The sequence below is a fragment of the Streptomyces sp. NPDC126497 genome, from assembly GCF_040302425.1.
Lineage (GTDB): Bacteria > Actinomycetota > Actinomycetes > Streptomycetales > Streptomycetaceae > Streptomyces.
Genome location: NZ_JBEORT010000069.1, coordinates 19,849 through 37,159 on the forward strand (window position 1 = coordinate 19,849; position 17,311 = coordinate 37,159).

At 69.5% G+C, this 17,311-nt stretch carries 18 protein-coding genes and 1 tRNA gene; 10 read left to right on the top strand and 9 right to left on the bottom strand.

Annotation, left to right across the window (positions count from 1 at the left end):
* Nucleotides 1-18: 18 nt before the first annotated feature.
* Both ABTY20_RS24890 and ABTY20_RS24895 read right to left on the bottom strand, forming a co-directional pair.
* On the bottom strand, nt 19-192 hold the full coding sequence (locus ABTY20_RS24890) for a hypothetical protein (RefSeq protein WP_502991878.1): 174 nt from the start codon (nt 190-192) through the stop codon (nt 19-21).
* 89 nt (nt 193-281) lie between these two features.
* A tRNA-Leu gene (locus ABTY20_RS24895) sits at nt 282-365 on the bottom strand.
* Between the two features lie 490 nt (nt 366-855).
* Here ABTY20_RS24895 and ABTY20_RS24900 point away from each other — a divergent pair.
* From ABTY20_RS24900 to ABTY20_RS24935, 8 genes are all read left to right on the top strand, one after another.
* On the top strand, nt 856-1,701 hold the full coding sequence (locus tag ABTY20_RS24900; protein WP_351999266.1) for an FHA domain-containing protein: 846 nt from the start codon (nt 856-858) through the stop codon (nt 1,699-1,701).
* Nucleotides 1,702-1,711: 10 nt separating this feature from the next.
* Nucleotides 1,712-2,221: an FHA domain-containing protein FhaB/FipA gene (locus ABTY20_RS24905; protein WP_351999267.1), complete on the top strand. Its 510-nt coding sequence runs from the start codon at nt 1,712-1,714 to the stop codon at nt 2,219-2,221.
* A gap of 141 nt (nt 2,222-2,362) precedes the next feature.
* The gene (locus ABTY20_RS24910; RefSeq protein WP_351999283.1) at nt 2,363-3,904 is read left to right on the top strand and encodes a Stp1/IreP family PP2C-type Ser/Thr phosphatase; all 1,542 of its coding nucleotides are present in this window, start codon (nt 2,363-2,365) and stop codon (nt 3,902-3,904) included.
* 27 nt (nt 3,905-3,931) lie between these two features.
* Nucleotides 3,932-5,368: an FtsW/RodA/SpoVE family cell cycle protein gene (locus tag ABTY20_RS24915; protein ID WP_351999268.1), complete on the top strand. Its 1,437-nt coding sequence runs from the start codon at nt 3,932-3,934 to the stop codon at nt 5,366-5,368.
* Nucleotides 5,365-6,840, top strand: a complete 1,476-nt coding sequence (locus tag ABTY20_RS24920) for a peptidoglycan D,D-transpeptidase FtsI family protein (protein ID WP_351999269.1) — start codon at nt 5,365-5,367, stop codon at nt 6,838-6,840. The genes ABTY20_RS24915 and ABTY20_RS24920 overlap by 4 nt, the downstream gene beginning before the upstream one ends.
* Before the next feature lie 169 nt (nt 6,841-7,009).
* Nucleotides 7,010-9,028: a Stk1 family PASTA domain-containing Ser/Thr kinase gene (gene pknB, locus ABTY20_RS24925; RefSeq protein ID WP_351999270.1), complete on the top strand. Its 2,019-nt coding sequence runs from the start codon at nt 7,010-7,012 to the stop codon at nt 9,026-9,028.
* Nucleotides 9,029-9,220: 192 nt separating this feature from the next.
* Nucleotides 9,221-9,454 (top strand): hypothetical protein, encoded by a 234-nt coding sequence (locus ABTY20_RS24930; protein ID WP_351999271.1) that lies wholly within the window; start codon nt 9,221-9,223, stop codon nt 9,452-9,454.
* A gap of 106 nt (nt 9,455-9,560) precedes the next feature.
* Nucleotides 9,561-10,262 carry a restriction endonuclease gene (locus ABTY20_RS24935; protein ID WP_351999272.1) on the top strand — a complete coding sequence of 234 codons (702 nt, stop codon included), beginning with the start codon at nt 9,561-9,563 and terminating at the stop codon, nt 10,260-10,262.
* A gap of 93 nt (nt 10,263-10,355) precedes the next feature.
* Here the strand turns inward: ABTY20_RS24935 and ABTY20_RS24940 are convergent, their stop codons facing one another.
* The 5 genes from ABTY20_RS24940 to ABTY20_RS24960 all read right to left on the bottom strand — a co-directional run bounded on the left by ABTY20_RS24940 (nt 10,356) and on the right by ABTY20_RS24960 (nt 14,016).
* Complete coding sequence (locus ABTY20_RS24940) at nt 10,356-11,114, bottom strand: class E sortase (protein WP_351999273.1); 759 nt, start codon at nt 11,112-11,114, stop codon at nt 10,356-10,358.
* A 13-nt stretch (nt 11,115-11,127) separates the two neighbouring features.
* Nucleotides 11,128-12,246 (bottom strand): class E sortase, encoded by a 1,119-nt coding sequence (locus ABTY20_RS24945; protein WP_351999274.1) that lies wholly within the window; start codon nt 12,244-12,246, stop codon nt 11,128-11,130.
* Nucleotides 12,243-12,881: an aminodeoxychorismate/anthranilate synthase component II gene (locus ABTY20_RS24950; RefSeq protein ID WP_351999275.1), complete on the bottom strand. Its 639-nt coding sequence runs from the start codon at nt 12,879-12,881 to the stop codon at nt 12,243-12,245. The genes ABTY20_RS24945 and ABTY20_RS24950 overlap by 4 nt, the downstream gene beginning before the upstream one ends.
* The gene (locus ABTY20_RS24955) at nt 12,878-13,039 is read right to left on the bottom strand and encodes a hypothetical protein (protein WP_185931086.1); all 162 of its coding nucleotides are present in this window, start codon (nt 13,037-13,039) and stop codon (nt 12,878-12,880) included. Before ABTY20_RS24955 ends, ABTY20_RS24950 begins: the two co-directional genes overlap by 4 nt.
* 197 nt (nt 13,040-13,236) lie before the next feature.
* Nucleotides 13,237-14,016: a DUF881 domain-containing protein gene (locus ABTY20_RS24960; RefSeq protein WP_351999276.1), complete on the bottom strand. Its 780-nt coding sequence runs from the start codon at nt 14,014-14,016 to the stop codon at nt 13,237-13,239.
* 141 nt (nt 14,017-14,157) lie between these two features.
* Here ABTY20_RS24960 and crgA point away from each other — a divergent pair, with 141 nt between their 5' ends.
* Entirely contained in the window at nt 14,158-14,412 is a 255-nt protein-coding gene (gene crgA, locus ABTY20_RS24965) for a cell division protein CrgA (protein ID WP_030215376.1), read from the top strand.
* Between the two features lie 277 nt (nt 14,413-14,689).
* On the opposite strand, the gene ABTY20_RS24970 is transcribed toward crgA, so the two are convergent.
* Both ABTY20_RS24970 and ABTY20_RS24975 read right to left on the bottom strand, forming a co-directional pair.
* Complete coding sequence (locus ABTY20_RS24970; protein ID WP_351999277.1) at nt 14,690-15,583, bottom strand: rhomboid family intramembrane serine protease; 894 nt, start codon at nt 15,581-15,583, stop codon at nt 14,690-14,692.
* A gap of 105 nt (nt 15,584-15,688) precedes the next feature.
* Nucleotides 15,689-16,216, bottom strand: a complete 528-nt coding sequence (locus ABTY20_RS24975) for a peptidylprolyl isomerase (protein ID WP_351999278.1) — start codon at nt 16,214-16,216, stop codon at nt 15,689-15,691.
* 339 nt (nt 16,217-16,555) lie between these two features.
* Between ABTY20_RS24975 and ABTY20_RS24980 the strand changes: the two genes are divergently transcribed.
* Entirely contained in the window at nt 16,556-17,260 is a 705-nt protein-coding gene (locus ABTY20_RS24980) for a DUF5324 family protein (RefSeq protein ID WP_351999279.1), read from the top strand.
* The last annotated feature ends 51 nt before the right edge of the window (nt 17,261-17,311 follow it).

Genomic DNA, 17,311 nt, shown 5'->3' on the forward strand with positions numbered 1-17,311 from the left:
TTCGGCCGGTTCCCCCGCTCACGCCCGCAGGCAGGCCAGGACCGCCGGCACGCGCCGGCGCGTCCCGTATGCCGGCGGCAGGTCCGGCTTCGTGAAGACGCTGCCGATGTGCTTGCCCACCGCCGCCTCCGAGACCCCCGGCACACGCTCCCGGGAGCCGCCGGCGGACCGCCCGGCGACGAAAAGGATCATGAGATGTTCCTCACACGCACCCGGCCGCCGTCCCGCTCCGAACACGCGAAACGGGCGGCATCCGAGGGATGCCGCCCGTTTCGACGGTGTGCGCGAGGGGGGAGTTGAACCCCCACGCCCTTGCGGGCACTGGAACCTGAATCCAGCGCGTCTGCCTATTCCGCCACCCGCGCATTGGGTGTGTCCTCCGGGCCTTTCCCCTGGGGGCCTGGCGCCTTCCGACACGGAGAACATTAGCACGCTGGTCGGGATGGATTCACATCCCTTTCCCGGGGCCCGCCCCCACCGGCCCGGCGGCCCCGGAACGCCCCGGCCGGCCCGGAGCCCGGTGTCACGACGGAGACCGCCCCACGTATCAACCTCGTACCGGTGGTCCCCGTCTGTCCGGGAGCCGACCCAAGTCCACAGCCGGGTGCGGGACACTGGTCTCCGGCCCCCTCTACGATCCATGGCGGAGCAACGCGCACGAGCACGGCCGAAGGAGTTCGAAGAAGGGCTCCGGAGGGAACTTCGTCAGGCGTCGACACCTGTCGACCGGGCCGACAGGGGGAACCAGCCGATCGACCGGCGCGTGGATACGATCAGTAAGCAGTACCAGGTGGACGGCGCACGAAACGGTGTGCCGGGCAGTACACAGGACGGCAGCGACGGAGGAGGTGCCCCATGGGAGTCCTGAAGAAGTTCGAGCAGCGTCTCGAAGGTCTGGTCAACGGCACCTTCGCCAAGGTGTTCAAGTCCGAGGTGCAGCCCGTGGAGATCGCGGGAGCGCTCCAGCGGGAGTGCGACAACAACGCCACCATCTGGAACCGCGACCGCACCGTCGTGCCCAACGACTTCATCGTCGAACTGAGCACCCCGGACTTCGAGCGGCTCAGCCCATACTCCGGCCAGCTCGGCGACGAGCTCGCCGGCATGGTGCGCGACTACGCCAAGCAGCAGCGCTACACCTTCATGGGCCCCATCAAGGTGCACCTGGAGAAGGCGGACGACCTCGACACCGGCCTGTACCGGGTCCGCAGCCGCACGCTCGCCTCCTCCGCCAGTCAGGCCCCCGGCACTCCCGGCGGCGCACCGCCGGCCGGCCGCCCCGGCGGCTACGGCTACCCGCAGGCCGGCCCCGCGGCCGCCCCGCCCATGCCGGCCGCCCCGCCGCCGCCCGGCGGCGGTTACGGCTACCCGCAGCCCATGGGCGGCCACCGGCCCCCCGCGGCCCCCGTGCCCGGCGGACGCACCCGCTACTGGATCGAGATCAACGGCACCCGCCACCAGATCTCCCGACCCACCCTCGTGATGGGCCGCAGCACCGAAGCCGACGTGCGGATCGACGACCCCGGCGTCTCCCGCCGGCACTGCGAGATCCGGACCGGGACGCCCTCGACGATCCAGGATCTCGGATCCACCAACGGCATCGTGGTGGACGGGCAGCACACCACCCGCGCTACGCTCCGCGACGGCTCGCGGATCGTCGTGGGCAGCACCACCGTTATCTATAGGCAAGCCGAAGGGTGAAGCGGGGGCAATGTCAGAGCTGACCCTCACGGTCATGCGGCTGGGGTTCCTGGCCGTACTGTGGCTGTTCGTGATCGTGGCCGTGCAGGTCATCCGGAGTGACCTGTTCGGCACCCGCGTCACCCAGCGCGGAGCACGACGGGACGCCGGCCGGCCGCAGCAGGCCGCCCGCCAGGCGCCCCCGCAGCAGCGCCAGCAGTCCGGCGGCGGCCGCCGCGGCCGCAACACCCCCACCAAGCTGGTCGTGACCGAGGGCACCCTCACCGGCACCACCGTCGCCCTCCAGGGCCAGACCATCACCCTGGGCCGGGCGCACGACAGCACGATCGTGCTGGACGACGACTACGCCTCCAGCCGCCATGCCAGGATCTACCCGGACCGCGACGGCCAGTGGATCGTCGAGGACCTGGGCTCCACCAACGGCACCTACCTGGACCGGACCCGGCTGACGACCCCCACACCGATTTCGCTGGGCGCACCGATCCGCATCGGCAAGACCGTCATCGAGCTGCGGAAGTAGTGCTACACCAATGAATGAGCGTGAGCGGAGCGAGCACGCAGCGGGGGCCCCCACCCAGGGTCCCGGCGCGCTCCCGACCGGAGGGTGGGCAGTGTGGCTCGACACGACCGGCTGTACCCGGAGCCGACGGGCGAGGTGCGCATGAGTCTGTCCCTGCGCTTCGCCGCCGGATCGCACAAGGGGATGATCCGGGAGGGCAACGAGGACTCCGGTTACGCCGGTCCGCGCCTGCTCGCCATCGCCGACGGCATGGGCGGCGCCGCCGCCGGCGAGGTCGCCTCCTCCGAGGCGATCTCCACCATCGTCGCCCTCGACGACGACGTCCCCGGCTCCGACCTGCTCACCTCGCTCGGCACGGCCGTCCAGCGGGCCAACGACCAGCTGCGCATGATGGTCGAGGAGGACCCCCAGCTCGAGGGCATGGGCACCACCCTGACCGCCCTGCTGTGGACCGGTCAGCGCCTCGGCATGGTGCACGTCGGCGACTCCCGCGCCTACCTCCTGCGCGACGGCGTCCTCACCCAGATCACCCAGGACCACACCTGGGTGCAGCGTCTGGTCGACGAGGGCCGGATCACCGAGGAGGAGGCCACCACCCATCCGCAGCGCTCCCTGCTGATGCGGGCCCTCGGCAGCGGCGAGCACGTCGAACCCGACCTGTCGATCCGCGAGGTCAGGGCCGGCGACCGGTACCTGATCTGCTCCGACGGCCTGTCCGGCGTGGTCTCCCACCAGACCCTCGAGGACACCCTGGCCAGCTACCAGGGCCCCGAGGAGACCGTCCAGAACCTGATCGAGCTGGCCCTGCGCGGCGGCGGCCCCGACAACATCACCGTGATCATCGCCGACGTCCTGGACCTGGACACCGGCGACACCCTCGCCGGACAGCTCTCCGACACCCCGGTCGTCGTCGGCGCCGTGGCCGAGAACCAGAACCAGCCGCACGACAACGGGATCATGCAGACCCCCGCCGGCCGCGCCTCCGGCCTCGGCCGCCGGCGCCAGGGAGGCGGCGGGGGCGAGTTCGGCCCGCCCGGCAGCGGCGACATCACCGGCTTCATCCCCACCGACGGCTTCGCCTACGGCGACGACGACTTCGCCAAGCCCGCCAAGAACCGCAGGTGGCTCAAGCGGTCCGTCTACAGCCTGCTCGCCCTCGCCGTCCTCGGCGGCGGCCTGTACGGCGGCTGGCGCTGGACCCAGACGCAGTACTACGTCGGCACCAAGGACGGGCACGTCGCCCTGTACCGGGGCATCAGCCAGGACCTGGCCTGGGTCTCCCTCTCCAAGGTCGAGAAGGACCACCCCGAGATCGAACTCAAGTACCTGCCGCCCTACCAGCGCAAGCTGGTCGAGGCGACCATCGCCGAGGGCGACCTCCACGGCGCCCGGGCGAAGATCGAGGAACTGTCGGTACAGGCCTCCGCGTGCAGGAAGCAGGCCGAGCGGCGTTCCGCCGAGAGCGAGAAGAACGCGAAGACCGGCGAGGGCGAGGCCGGAGGCACCACGGGAACCACACCCGCCTCCTTCACGTCCAAGGCCTCGCCGACGCCGGATCCCTCGGACCCGGCGAAGGCACCGGAGCAGTCCACGCCCCCGTCCACGACCGCACCTACTTCCAGCCCCGGCCCCAGCCTCTCGGAGGAGGAGCAGAAGGTCGTCTCGCTGTGCGGTAAGCAGTAGGCAAGCCGTGAGAGGCCCTGTCACACGATGAGCAGTACTACCAACCCGTCGACACAGCACACGTCCACGATCGGTGCGATCGGCGCGCCCAGCCGCCGCAACACCGAGCTGGCGCTCCTGGTGTTCGCCGTCGTCATCCCGGTCTTCGCCTACGCCAACGTGGGACTCGCCCTCGACGGCGAGATGCCCACCGGACTGCTGAGCTACGGCCTCGGCCTCGGCCTGATGGCGGGCGTCGGCCACCTCGCCGTACGGAAGTTCGCCCCGTACGCGGACCCGCTGATGCTGCCACTGGCCACCCTGCTCAACGGCATCGGCCTGGTCGCCATCTGGCGCCTGGACCAGTCGGACCGGCTGCAGGCGAGCAGGACGTTCGTCGAGGCCGCACCACGCCAGCTGATGTACTCCGCGCTCGGCGTCGCCCTGTTCATGGCCGTCCTGTTCTTCCTCAAGGACCACCGCGTCCTGCAGCGTTACACCTACATCTCCATGGCCGGCGCGCTGGTCCTGCTGCTCCTGCCGCTGGTCCCGGGCATCGGCCACGACAATTTCGGCGCCAAGATCTGGATCAAGATCCCCGGTCTCGGCACCCTCCAGCCCGGTGAGTTCGCCAAGATCGTCCTCGCGGTCTTCTTCGCCGGCTACCTCATGGTCAAGCGCGACGCCCTGGCCCTCGCCAGCCGCCGCTTCATGGGGCTCTACCTGCCCCGCGGCCGCGACCTCGGCCCGATCATCGTGGTCTGGGCCATCTCCATCCTGATCCTGGTCTTCGAGACCGACCTCGGCACCTCGCTGCTGTTCTTCGGCATGTTCGTGATCATGCTGTACGTCGCCACCGAGCGGACCAGCTGGATCGTGTTCGGCCTGCTGATGTCCGCGGTCGGTGCCGTCGGCGTGGCCAGCTTCGAGCCGCACGTACAGCAGCGCGTCCAGGCATGGCTCGACCCGATGCACGAGTACGAGCTCAGTCGGGAAGGCGTCATCGGCCACACCGAGCAGTCCATGCAGGCCCTGTGGGCCTTCGGTTCCGGTGGCACCCTCGGCAGCGGCTGGGGCCAGGGCCACTCCGACCTCATCGGCTTCGCCGCCAACTCCGACTTCATCCTCGCCACCTTCGGGGAGGAGATCGGCCTGGCCGGCGTCATGGCGCTGCTCCTGATCTACGCGCTGATCGTGGAGCGCGGCGTGCGCACCGCCCTCGCCGCCCGCGACCCCTTCGGCAAGCTGCTCGCCATCGGCCTGTCCGGCGCCTTCGCGCTCCAGGTCTTCGTCGTCGCCGGCGGCGTCATGGGTCTGATCCCGCTGACCGGTATGACGATGCCCTTCCTGGCGTACGGCGGTTCCTCCGTCATCGCCAACTGGGCGCTGATCGGCATCCTGCTCAGGATCAGCGACACCGCCCGCCGCCCGGCGCCCGCCCCCGCCAACCCCGACGCCGAGATGACCCAGGTGGTCCGTCCGTGAACAAGCCCCTGCGCCGGGTCGCGATCTTCTGCGGCCTGCTCGTCCTCGCCCTGCTCGTCCGGGACAACTGGCTCCAGTACGCCCAGGCCGACAAGCTGAGGACCGACGAGGAGAACCGTCGCGTCGCCATCGAGCGGTACGCCTCGCCGCGCGGCGACATCATCGTCGACGGCGAGCCCATCACCGGGCACAAGGCCACCAAGGGCGACTTCAAGTACAAGCGCACCTACAAGGACGGCGCCATGTGGGCGCCCGTCACCGGCTTCGTCTCCCAGGCCTTCGGTGCCACCCAGCTGGAGTCCATCGAGGACGGCATCCTCACCGGCAACGACGACCGCCTCTTCTTCCGCAACACGCTCGACATGCTCACGGGGAAGAACAAGGAGGGCGGCAACGTCGTCACCACCCTCAGCGGCGCCGCGCAGAAGGCCGCCTACGAAGGCCTGAAGAGGCAGGGCGGCAAGGGCTCCGTCGTCGCCATCGAGCCGTCCACCGGCAAGATCCTCGCCCTGGCCTCGTACCCCTCGTACGACCCGTCCACGATCGCCGGCAACAGCCTCGACACGGACACCAAGGCGTGGCAGAAGCTGCAGAAGAAGAACAACCCCGACGACCCGATGCTCAACCGGGCGCTGCGCGAGGTCTACCCGCCCGGCTCCACCTTCAAGGTCCTCACCGCGGCGGCCGCCCTGGAACACGGGCTGTACTCGGACCCGGACGAGAAGACCGACTCGCCGCAGCCGTGGATCATGACCGGCACGCGGACGGAGCTGAAGAACGAGGGCACCATCCAGTGCAAGGACGTCTCCCTGCGTGAGGCGCTGCGGGTCTCCTGCAACACCGTCTTCGGCAAGATCGGCGCTCAGCTCGGCAACGACAAGATGCTGGAGACGGCCAAGAAGTTCGGCTTCACCGAGGAGCAGTTCGTCCCGGTCCGCGCCAACGCCTCGGTGTTCTCCGAGGACATGGCCCCCTCCGAGGTCGCCCTGTCCTCCATCGGCCAGTTCAACACCGCCGCCACCCCGCTGCAGATGGCCATGGTCTCCGCGGCCGTCGCCAACAACGGCACCCTGATGAAGCCGTACATGGTCGACGAACTCCAGGCTCCCAGCCTCGACACCGTCGAGAAGACGGACCCGGAGGAGCTGAGCCGGCCGATCTCGGCGGAGAACGCCCAGATCCTCCAGTCGATGATGGAGACCGTCGTCGCGGAGGGCACGGGCCGCAGGGCGCAGATCCCCGGCGTCACCGTCGGCGGCAAGACCGGTACCGCCCAGCACGGCGAGAACAACAGCAAGAACCCCTACGCATGGTTCATCTCCTACGCCAAGGCCTCCGACGGCAGCTCGCCGGTGGCGGTCGCGGTCGTGATCGAGGACGAGGACGCCGTGCGCGACGACATCTCCGGCGGCGGCCTCGCCGCACCGATCGCCAAGAACGTGATGGAAGCGGTCGTCAAGAGCAAGCAGTGACCCCCGTCACGTCCGCTTCACATCGGTGCACGTGGCGGTACCGGTCCTGCATCGGCTGACGTGCGTGGCCAGGTCACACAGAGCGAGCCGGGTACGGTAGGCCCGGACGGCAGCCTCCGGCGGCACGAGCGTGCCGCCCGGGACCGACGGAGAGGGCTGGTAGGTAGCTATGGAAGAGCCGCGTCGCCTCGGCGGCCGGTACGAGCTGGGCCCGGTGCTCGGCCGTGGTGGCATGGCGGAGGTTTACCACGCGCATGACACCAGGCTCGGACGCCAGGTGGCGGTGAAGACGCTGCGCGCGGACCTCGCGCGCGACCCGTCCTTCCAGGCCCGGTTCCGCCGGGAGGCCCAGTCGGCCGCCTCGCTCAACCACCCCGCGATCGTCGCGGTCTACGACACGGGCGAGGACTACATCGACGGGGTCTCCATCCCGTACATCGTCATGGAGTACGTCGACGGCTCCACGCTCCGCGAGCTCCTGCACAGCGGCCGCAAGCTGCTGCCGGAGCGGACGCTGGAGATGACCATCGGCATCCTCCAGGCCCTGGAGTACTCCCACCGGGCCGGCATCGTCCACCGCGACATCAAGCCGGCCAACGTCATGCTGACGCGCAACGGCCAGGTCAAGGTCATGGACTTCGGCATCGCCCGCGCGATGGGCGACTCCGGCATGACGATGACCCAGACCTCGGCCGTCATCGGCACCGCGCAGTACCTCTCGCCGGAGCAGGCCAAGGGCGAGCAGGTCGACGCCCGTTCCGACCTGTACTCCACCGGCTGCCTGCTGTACGAGCTGCTGACCGTCCGGCCGCCCTTCGTGGGCGACTCCCCGGTCGCGGTCGCCTACCAGCACGTACGGGAGGAACCGCAGCCGCCGAGCGTCTTCGACCCCGAGATCACGCCCGAGATGGACGCGATCGTGCTGAAGGCGCTGGTCAAGGACCCCGACTACCGGTACCAGTCGGCCGACGAGATGCGCGCCGACATCGAGGCCTGCCTCGACGGCCAGCCCGTCGCGGCGACCGCCGCCCTGGGCGCGGTCGGCTACGGCGGCGGCTACCCCGACGACCAGCCGACGACGGCCCTGCGCCAGGGCGCGGACCCCGGCGCCGCGACCTCGATGCTGCCGCCCGTGAACCCGGACGACGGCGGCTTCGGCTACGACGACCGGCAGAGCCGGCGCCGCCCGCCGAAGAAGAACAACACCTCGACGATATTGCTGGTCGTGGCGGGTGTCCTGGTCCTGATCGGCGCGATCCTGATCGGCCGCTGGGCCATCAGCGGCAGCGGCGGCGTGGGCAACGACAAGGTCCAGACCCCGAACTTCGTCGGTGAGACCAAGGAGAGCGCCGAAAAGCTGGCCGTCAACGGCGACTTGAAGCTCGCCTTCGAGGAAAAGCCCTGCGAGGACCAGAGCAAGGGCAAGATCTGCGACCAGGACCCCGACGCGGGCACCAAGGTCGACAAGGACTCCACCGTCACCCTGACGGTCTCCACCGGGGCGCCGGAGGTGACGGTGCCCGACGTGCAGGGCCTCACCTACGAGAAGGCGAAGGCCCGGCTCGAGGAGAAGGGCTTCACGGTCGAGCAGGAGACGGAGGTCTCCGACCAGACCCCGGGTGTGGTCATCGGACAGGACCCCGAGGGCGACACGGAGCAGGAGAAGGGCAGCACGATCACCCTCACCGTCGCCAAGGAGGCGGACAAGGCCACCGTGCCCGACGTCACCAACAGGACCTGCGACGAGGCCAAGACCCAGATGACCGCCAACGGCCTCGTCGGCAACTGCGTCGACGTGGAGACGGACAACCAGGCCCTGGTCGGCAAGGTCATCGGGACCGACCCCCAGCAGGGCACCCAGCTCGCCAAGAACTCGCCGGTGACCATCCAGATCGGCAAGGCCAAGGAGAACCAGCAGGTCCCGGTCCCGAACGTCAACGGGAAGACCCTCGACGAGGCCCGGAAGATGATCGAGGGGGCCGGACTCGCCGTCGGCAACATCGCTGGTTCCCAGGACGGGAACAGCAGGGTCTTCACCTCCGACCCCGGCCAGGGCACCCCGGTCGACAAGGGCACGGCGGTCAGCCTGGTCACCGTGGGCCAGGACGGCGGCAACAACGGCGGCAACAACGGGGGCAACAACGGCGGCCTCTTCGGCGGCCTCACCGGCGGCCGCGGGAACGACTGACACCCGGCGATCCCGCGCCCCGCACGACAGGAGCCCCGGCCCCCTCTTCGGAGAGGGCCGGGGCTCCCGCCATGGACCCGCCCCGTACACGCGTCCCCGCTTCGCTCGTGTCTCCGCATGTCACCACTCGTTGACCGGATGGGGAGGGGCGTCCGAGTTCTGCCCCGACGACGAGAACCGGAGGGGTAGAAGATGATCGAGGAGTCAGTGCTGCTGGAGTCCCGGACACTGCGCCAGAGCGTGTCGGGCCGCACGGACGTGCTCGACAGGGTGAAGGCGCTGTCACTGCTCCCGGACGGCATGCGCGTGACGACGGCGATGGTGGCGGCGTACTTCGACGTCACCCACCGAGGTGATCCGTCAGCTCAAGGCGCGGCACCGCGAGGAGCTGGCCCACAGCGGAATGACAACGCTCCAAGGCCCTGAGCTCGCACGATTTAAGCGTGACATCCTGTCACTCTTTCCTGGAAGTTATCCACAGCCTCGGTCGAGTCTCACCGTCTACTCGCGCCGTGCCGTCCTCAACATCGCGATGCTCCTGCGCGACGGCGGTGTCGCCCGTCAGGTACGCACGTACCTGCTCGACATGGAACACCTGGCGCGTACACAGCCTGTGGAAAACCTTCCGCAGGCCGACACCGCCCTGCCCGACGACCGCATCGACCAGCGCATCACCCACATCCTCGGCACGACCGTCGTGCCGATGTTCAACGCCCTGATCGCCGCCTCCGGTGAACACCGCCGCGAACTCATCGAGCTCCGCGAGGACATCGAGAACGTCGAGCGCACGCTGTGCCGGCACCACCACCGGATCAGCGACCTGGAGGGAGAGGCCCCGGCGGACCGGGTCAGGGACTCCATCGCGGCCATGACCCGGCAGGCGCTCGAACGGCATGTGGCCGGTCTGCTGCGCCGGGACGGCTGCCGCGACGTCGTCGTGCGACGGTCCTCCGTCGACCGGGGCATCGACATCACCGCACGCACCGCCGACGGCCGTACCGTCGCCGTCCGGTGCGCGAACCGGACGGTCCGCCGTCCCGTGCCGGGCTCGGACCTGCAGAGGTTCGCCGGAGCCGCCCGCGCCGTCGAACGCGCCGACGTCGCCCTGTTCGTCACCACGTCCTCCTTCAGCCGCGGAGCACGGGAGATCGCCGACCTGAGCGGAGTCCTCACCGTGGACCGCGGGGAACCGGAGGCGTGGAGCGCGGGGGCACGGCTGAAGGCGCTGCGCTGAGCCCATGAGCGGAAGGAGGCCCGAAGTCGCAAGTACAAGTTGCGGCTTCGGGCCTTCGCCATAGTAGACAACCACCGCCCTCGACAGGAGGAATCAGCGCAGTTCCGCCGGCGGCGTCCGCTCCTCGTCCACCTTCTCGGTGCGGACCAGTTCGCCCCAGACGATGTAGCGGTACGTGCTGGTGTACACCGGCGTGCAGGTGGTCAGCGTGATGTAGTGGCCGGCCTTCTTCCTGCCGGACTCCTTCGGGATCTCGGAGAGGACGTCGACGTTGTACTTCGAGGTCTCGGGGAGGATGCCGTAGACCTTGTAGACGTACCAGGTGTCCTTCGTCTCGAAGACGATCGGGTCACCCTTCTCGATCTTGTGGATGCCGTGAAACTTCGCGCCGTGCCCGTCCCGGTGGGCGGCGAGGGCGAAGTTGCCCTTCCTGCCGGAGGTCGGCAGGGTCGCCTTCACGGGGTCGGTGTAGTAGCCGGCGACGCCGTCGTTGAGGACCTTCATCGACGTGCCCTTCTCGACGAGGATCTCGTCACCGCTCATCGCGGGCACGTGCAGGAAGCCGATGCCGTCCTTGCTGTCGAAGGAGACGGGTCCGCCGCCGGCACCGGACCCGCTCGACCAGGAGTCGCGGACCTTGTCCGCCTGCCGGTCCGCCGCCCGGTCGGCGACGACGTTCGTCCACCACAGCGAGTAGACGACGAACAGGCCGAGCACCAGGCCCGCGGTGATGAGGAGCTCCCCGAAGAGGCCGACCACCACCGCCACCGGTCCCGGACGGCGGCGCCCCGGGGGCGCCGGGGACGCGGGCGCGTCGGCGTGTTCTTCGGTGTCGTCGGTGGTCGGTGCCACGTTCCCTCTGCCCTTAACTGACGAGCGCATCCGGCTTGCCCTTGCTGCGCGGCCGTTCCTCGACCATCTTGCCCCAGACGATCAAGCGGTACTTGCTGGTGAACTCCGGCGTGCAGGTGGTCAGCGTGATGTAGCGGCCGGGCCCGGTGAACCCCGATCCCTTGGGCACCGGTTCGAGGACGCTCACGTTGCTCGGCGGCGTCACCGGCAGGACCGACGTCATCTTGTAGACGAAGTACTTGTCCTGCGTCTCCACCACGATCGGATCGCCCGGCTCCAGCCGGTTGATGTACCGGAACGGCTCCCCGTGCGTGTTGCGGTGGCCCGCCAGCCCGAAGTTGCCGGTCTTCGCGTCCGGCATCGCCGTCTTCAGCGCGCCCTCCGCGTAGTGGCCCACCATGCCCCGGTCGAGCACCTTCTTGCTGCTGATGCCCTCCGCGATCGGCACCACCACGTTCAGCTTGGGCATGTGCAGCAAAGCGAAGCCCTGCCCCGGCTCGAACGCCCCCGGCTTGCGCTCGCCGCTGGCCCAGTCGTCCTGGAGGTCGCTGGCCTCCTTGCCGGCCTGCGCGTGCGCCCGCACGTTCGTCCACCACAACTGGTAGGTGACGAACAGCAGCATCAGCACACCGCAGGTGATGAACACCTCGCCGATCGCCCGGCTCGCGACGACCGCCGGACTCGTCTTGCGCGCCCGCGCCCGCCGACGCGCCTCCACCCGTGACAACGGAGCCCGTGACGCCTCGTCAGGGGCCTCCGACGGCTCTTCCGGGCCCGTGCCCGCTCCTGGGCCTCCTACGGCCTTGTGAGAGCCTCCACGGCGCCCGTGGCGCTTCCTGGCGGCCTTCCTGCGGGCCGCCCGGCCGCCCGGAGCCGACGCGGAGTCCTCATCCGCCGTCCGCTCCGTGCCCTCCGGCGGCTCGGGGATGCGCAGCGCCACCGTCTCCTCGTCGACCGGCGGCAGGTACGCGGTGCTCCCGGAGGCGCCGTCCTGGAAGTCGGACGCCGTGTCGTCGTACCAGCCGTCCCCGTACGCACCCGGCGCCCCGTACGGCTGCCCGCCGTACGGGGTGCCCTGTCCACCGGCACCTCCGTAGGCGCCGGGCTCGCGCTCGGGGCGCAGCGCGGTCACGCCGAGGACCTGCCCACCACCGGGGCGAGCCCCGCCGATCTCGCCACCGCGCCCTCGTCACCGCACTCCGCGAGCCAGTTGGCCAGCATCCGGTGACCGTGCTCGGTCAGCACCGATTCGGGATGGAACTGCACGCCCTCCACCAGGAGTTCACGATGCCTCAGCCCCATCACCATGCCGTCCGGCGTCCGGGCCGTGACCTCCAGCTCCGCCGGCACCGTGGCCGGTTCGGCGGCCAGCGAGTGGTAGCGGGTCGCCGTGAACGGGGAGGGCAGGCCCGCGAAGACTCCCTTGCCCCCGTGCTCCACCGGCGAGGTCTTGCCGTGCAGCAGCTCGGGCGCCCGGCCCACCACACCGCCGTACGCCACCTGCATCGACTGCATGCCGAGACAGACGCCGAAGACCGGCACACCGGTCGCGGCGCAGTGCCGCACCATGTCGACGCAGACGCCGGCCTCCTCGGGAGTGCCGGGGCCCGGCGACAGCAGCACCCCGTCGAATCCGTCCTGCGCGTGCGCCGTCGACACCTCGTCGTTGCGCAGGACCTCGCACTCGGCGCCCAACTGGTACAGGTACTGGACCAGGTTGAAGACGAAGCTGTCGTAGTTGTCGACGACGAGAATGCGCGCGCTCACTGGTTGTCCACCGTCACATCGTTGAAGGGCAGCAGCGGCTCGGCCCACGGGAAGACGTACTGGAAGAGGACGTAGACCACGGCGACGATCAGCACCAGTGAGATGAGTGCCCGTACCCATCCGTTACCCGGCAGATGCCGCCAGATCCAGCTGTACATGCCGTCCCTTCCGTCGTACCACGGCACCAGACCCACGCCGTACGCCAACAGACTAACGGCGTGACGCCCCGGTTTCCCGGCCTCCGCGGGCCGCGCGGGATCAGGGCGGGCCCGGAACGGGTGCACCCGGGAGTACGTGGCGCGGGGCCCATCGCCTCGATGTCCGGGCATGTTCCACGTGAAACCGGGACGGGCCGCTACTCCACGGGTTCCGCGTAGTGCAGGTCCACGGTGCCCGAGTACCCGGGCAGGGTCACCGCCCCGTTCTCCTCGACCTGCCAGCCGAGCCCGTAGACGTTGACGTACACCATGTAGTTCTGGATCGCCGGCGAGGCACTGAGCGCCTTCTTCAGCTTCTCGGGATCGCCGACCGCCGTGATCTTGTACGGCGGTGAGTAGACGCGGCCCTGGAGGATCAGGGTGTTGCCCACACAGCGCACGGCGCTGGTGGAGATCAGCCGCTGGTCCATGACCTTGATGCCCTCGGCGCCGCCCTGCCACATGGCGTTCACCACGGCCTGGAGGTCCTGCTGGTGGATGACCAGGTAGTCGGGCTGCGGCTCGGGGTAGCCGGGAAGCCTGGCGGTGGCGTCCGGCGGCGCGTCGTTGAGGGTGACCGTGATCGCCTCGCCCTTCAGCTCCTGCGTGCCGGCGCGCTTCTCCAGGTCGGCGAGCTTGTCGTCCTCCGCCTTGGTGCTGCCGTCGTCGCGCTCGGCGAGCGACTCCACGTCGTCGCGCAACGCTCCGTTGGACTCCTCCAGCTCGCCGTTCCTGCGGCTGCGCTCGTGGATCAGGTCGGAGAGCTTCAGCAGCGAGGCGTCCGTGCGGATGTTGGTGCCCTTGGCCGTGTCGAAGCTGGTGAAGAAGATGAGCCCCGCGAGGGCGAAGACGCCCGCGGTGAGGATCCGCACGGGCCGCGGACGGCGTCGGCGGACAGGACTGGATTCCTTCCCGGGGAAGTCGGCAGAATTGCTCAACGTACCCTTATCTCCTTCGGCGCCGCGGAAGCACTACGCTAACGGACGCCCGGGGGAGCGCTCAGAGTCCCCTTGTACGCTGCTCCGAGCCCGACCCAGTTACCTGCGCGGCCACGCAGCGCATCGACAGGAGAGACCCTCGTGCCGAAGTCACGTATCCGCAAGAAGGCCGACTACACGCCGCCGCCGGCGAAGCAGACGACCGCGCTCAAGCTGACCAACCGCGCCTGGGTCGCGCCGGTGATGCTGGCCCTGTTCCTCATCGGCCTGGCCTGGATCGTCGTCTTCTACGTCACCGACGGTTCACTGCCCATCGACGCCCTGGGCAACTGGAACATCGTGGTGGGCTTCGGGTTCATCGCCGCCGGATTCGGCGTCTCCACCCAGTGGAAGTAGCGCTCACCGCACGGTGAGCGTCTCCTGCCCAGGGCTGCCGAACAGCCCTGGGCAGGGTTGCCCTCCGGGTTATCCACAGCCGTTGTCCACATGTGGATAGCAGACCCGATCTGTGGATAACTCCTGGGACGTTGACACCGGTGTGACAGAAATACCGGTAACCGAAAATCTGTTCGCATACTTACTGACCTGCGGAAACGCCAACTCCTCGCCCGGCGCGCCCCTGCTTCCGCACCCTGTGCACAAGATCCGCCACCGACTGTGGACAAACTTCTGTTCAGGTGAGCTGCGCCGTCCTCAACAGGGTCATCAGGACGACCGCGGCCAGCACCAGTGCGCAGGTGCCGTACTGCACCAGCGCCCGCCGCTCCCGCGGGGCGTGCACCATGGCGTACCCGATCACGACACCGGCGACGAGTCCCCCGATGTGGGCCTCCCAGGCGATGTTGCCCCAGCCGAACGTGATGATCACGTTAATCACCAGTAGGGCAACGATCGGACGCATGTCGTAGTCGAGTCGGCGCATCAGTACGGCGGTCGCGCCGAACAGTCCGAAGACGGCGCCGGACGCACCGAGCGAGCCCTGGTTCGGAGCGGCGATCACATAGGTGAGCGCGCTGCCCGCGAGTCCGGAGATCAGGTAGAGGGCGAGGTAACGGGCCCGGCCGAGCGCCTCTTCCAGAGGACCGCCGATCCACCACAGGCTGAGCATGTTGAAGAGGAGGTGGAGGTAGCCGCCGTGCAGGAACATCGCTGTCAGCAGCCGGTACCACTGCCCCTCCGCGACGCCTTCGACCGAACCGAGGAGGGGAATGTACGCGCGGCCGATCAGCTGGAAGTGGTCGGTGAAGCGATCGCCGAGCGACAGCTGGACCAGGAAGACCGCGAGGCAGAGCCCGACCAGGATCTTGGTGATCAGCCGGGGGTCCGCGGTGACGACCCCACCGGCGAGCGTGCGGGGCCGGGAAGCCGCGGGCGCGTGTCCCGCGCCCGGCCCTCCTCCACGGGCGCACTCCGGGCACTGGAACCCGACCGAGGCGTCGACCATGCACTCGGGGCAGATCGGGCGCTCGCACCGGGTGCAGCGGATGCCGGTGTCGCGGTCCGGGTGGCGGTAGCAGGCCGGGACGCCCCGGGCGTCCTGCGGGCTGCCGGCAGCCTGGTCGTCCATGGGATCCCCTAGGTCGTGTGGAAAAGCCCCGCCCCGCCCATCCTTACGGATGAGCGGGGCGATTGGTTCCCTTCGGGAGCTTTCACACTCCGGGGGAGGAGGCGCTCAGCCCTCGCGGATCTCGACCGACTCGATCACGACGTCGTTCACCGGGCGGTCGGTGCGCGGGTTGGTCTGCGCGGACGCGATGGCGTCGACGACCTTCTGGCTGGCGGCGTCGGCGACCTCGCCGAAAATGGTGTGCTTGCGGTTCAGCCAGGCCGTCGGGGCGACGGTGATGAAGAACTGCGAGCCGTTGGTGCCCGGGCCGGCGTTGGCCATCGCCAGCAGGTAGGGCTTGTCGAAGCGCAGGTCCGGGTGGAACTCGTCCTCGAACTGGTAGCCGGGACCGCCGGTGCCGTTGCCCAGCGGGTCTCCGCCCTGGATCATGAAGCCGCTGATCACCCGGTGGAAGACCGTGCCGTCGTAGAGCTTGTCCGTGGTCTTCGCGCCGGTCCGGGGGTGGGTCCACTCCCGCTCGCCCTTGGCGAGCTCGACGAAGTTCTTGACCGTGATCGGCGCCTGGTTCGGGAAGAGCCGAACCTGGATGTCGCCGTGGTTGGTCTTCAGGGTGGCGTTGAGCTGCTCAGCCACGATGTGCCTTCCGTTGTCTTTCCGTGACTCCCTGATCCTCGCACGGACGGGGCGTGCAGTCTCCCGGCGTCCGTTCACAGGCGGGGAACCGGGCCGTTCCGCTTGCGCGGAACCGGGCGGGCGGTCCTGTGCCAGGGGCGCGTGGCGCCGATCCGTGGCATTGTCGACGACAAGCTCCCCTTGCTCCGGATTCATCCGTTATCGCACTTGACACCGCCGACGATCGACTTCACCGGCACCCGGATGCTCGTCCGCGCATGCCGCGCGGCATCCCGACAGGCATGATCCGTAAAAGGGTGGAAAGTCGAAATACCGTACGCCACCGAGGAGGAGGAACCCGTGACCCGCATCGACAGCGTGCGCGCCGCGACCGGTTCGGCGAAGGACAGCGTGCTGCACGCCGCGGAAGTGGTGGCGCCCTACGCCGACACGGCCAAGGTCAGGGCCGCACACTACGCACAGGAGGCCCGCGTACGGCTCGCGCCCGTGGTGACGCAGGCCGCCGGCCAGGCCCGCGTCCAGTACGGCGCCCATGTGCAGCCTTATCTGGAGCAGGCCCGGGCGCATGTGCCGCCGAAGGTCGATCTGGCCGCCCACCAGGCCGCCGACCGTACGCGCAAGGTCGCCCGGCAGGCGGCGGAGTACTCCCGGCCGAGGATCGAGCAGGCGGTGGCCGCCGCCGGTCCCGCGCGGGACGAGGCCGCGGCCCGTGGGGCGGCCGCACTGGCCGCGCTGCGCGGCCAGGTTTCGGCGCAGCAGATCCAGAAACTGGTCCGCAAGCAGCGGCGGCGGGCGAAGGCCGGCCGTGCCGCGAGGATGGTTCTGATCATGGGTGCCGTGGCAGGCGGTGCCTTCGCCGCCTGGAAGTGGTGGGACAAGCAGGCCAACCCGGACTGGCTGGTGGAGCCGCCGGCCGCGACGGACGTGTCGTCGGGGTCGGCCACGCTGACGTCGGTGGACGGCAGCAGCGGGGCCACCCTCGACCCCGAGGTCGAGGCCAAGGAGGCCGAGGAGAAGGCCGCCCGGCGCGACGACCAGGCCTGACGCAGGGCGACGGCGGCGCGGTGGGGCGGAAGACAGGGGTGTCTTCCGCCC

Excerpts from the sequence above, each read along its gene's own strand:
- ABTY20_RS24890 (WP_502991878.1), bottom strand. The coding sequence starts at position 192 with ATGATCCTTTTCGTCGCCGGGCGGTCCGCCGGCGGCTCCCGGGAGCGT.
- ABTY20_RS24900 (WP_351999266.1), top strand. The coding sequence starts at position 856 with ATGGGAGTCCTGAAGAAGTTCGAGCAGCGTCTCGAAGGTCTGGTCAAC.
- ABTY20_RS24905 (WP_351999267.1), top strand. The coding sequence starts at position 1,712 with ATGTCAGAGCTGACCCTCACGGTCATGCGGCTGGGGTTCCTGGCCGTA.
- ABTY20_RS24910 (WP_351999283.1), top strand. The coding sequence starts at position 2,363 with ATGAGTCTGTCCCTGCGCTTCGCCGCCGGATCGCACAAGGGGATGATC.
- ABTY20_RS24915 (WP_351999268.1), top strand. The coding sequence starts at position 3,932 with ATGAGCAGTACTACCAACCCGTCGACACAGCACACGTCCACGATCGGT.
- pknB (WP_351999270.1), top strand. The coding sequence starts at position 7,010 with ATGGAAGAGCCGCGTCGCCTCGGCGGCCGGTACGAGCTGGGCCCGGTG.
- ABTY20_RS24930 (WP_351999271.1), top strand. The coding sequence starts at position 9,221 with ATGATCGAGGAGTCAGTGCTGCTGGAGTCCCGGACACTGCGCCAGAGC.
- ABTY20_RS24935 (WP_351999272.1), top strand. The coding sequence starts at position 9,561 with ATGCTCCTGCGCGACGGCGGTGTCGCCCGTCAGGTACGCACGTACCTG.
- ABTY20_RS24955 (WP_185931086.1), bottom strand. The coding sequence starts at position 13,039 with ATGTACAGCTGGATCTGGCGGCATCTGCCGGGTAACGGATGGGTACGG.
- ABTY20_RS24970 (WP_351999277.1), bottom strand. The coding sequence starts at position 15,583 with ATGGACGACCAGGCTGCCGGCAGCCCGCAGGACGCCCGGGGCGTCCCG.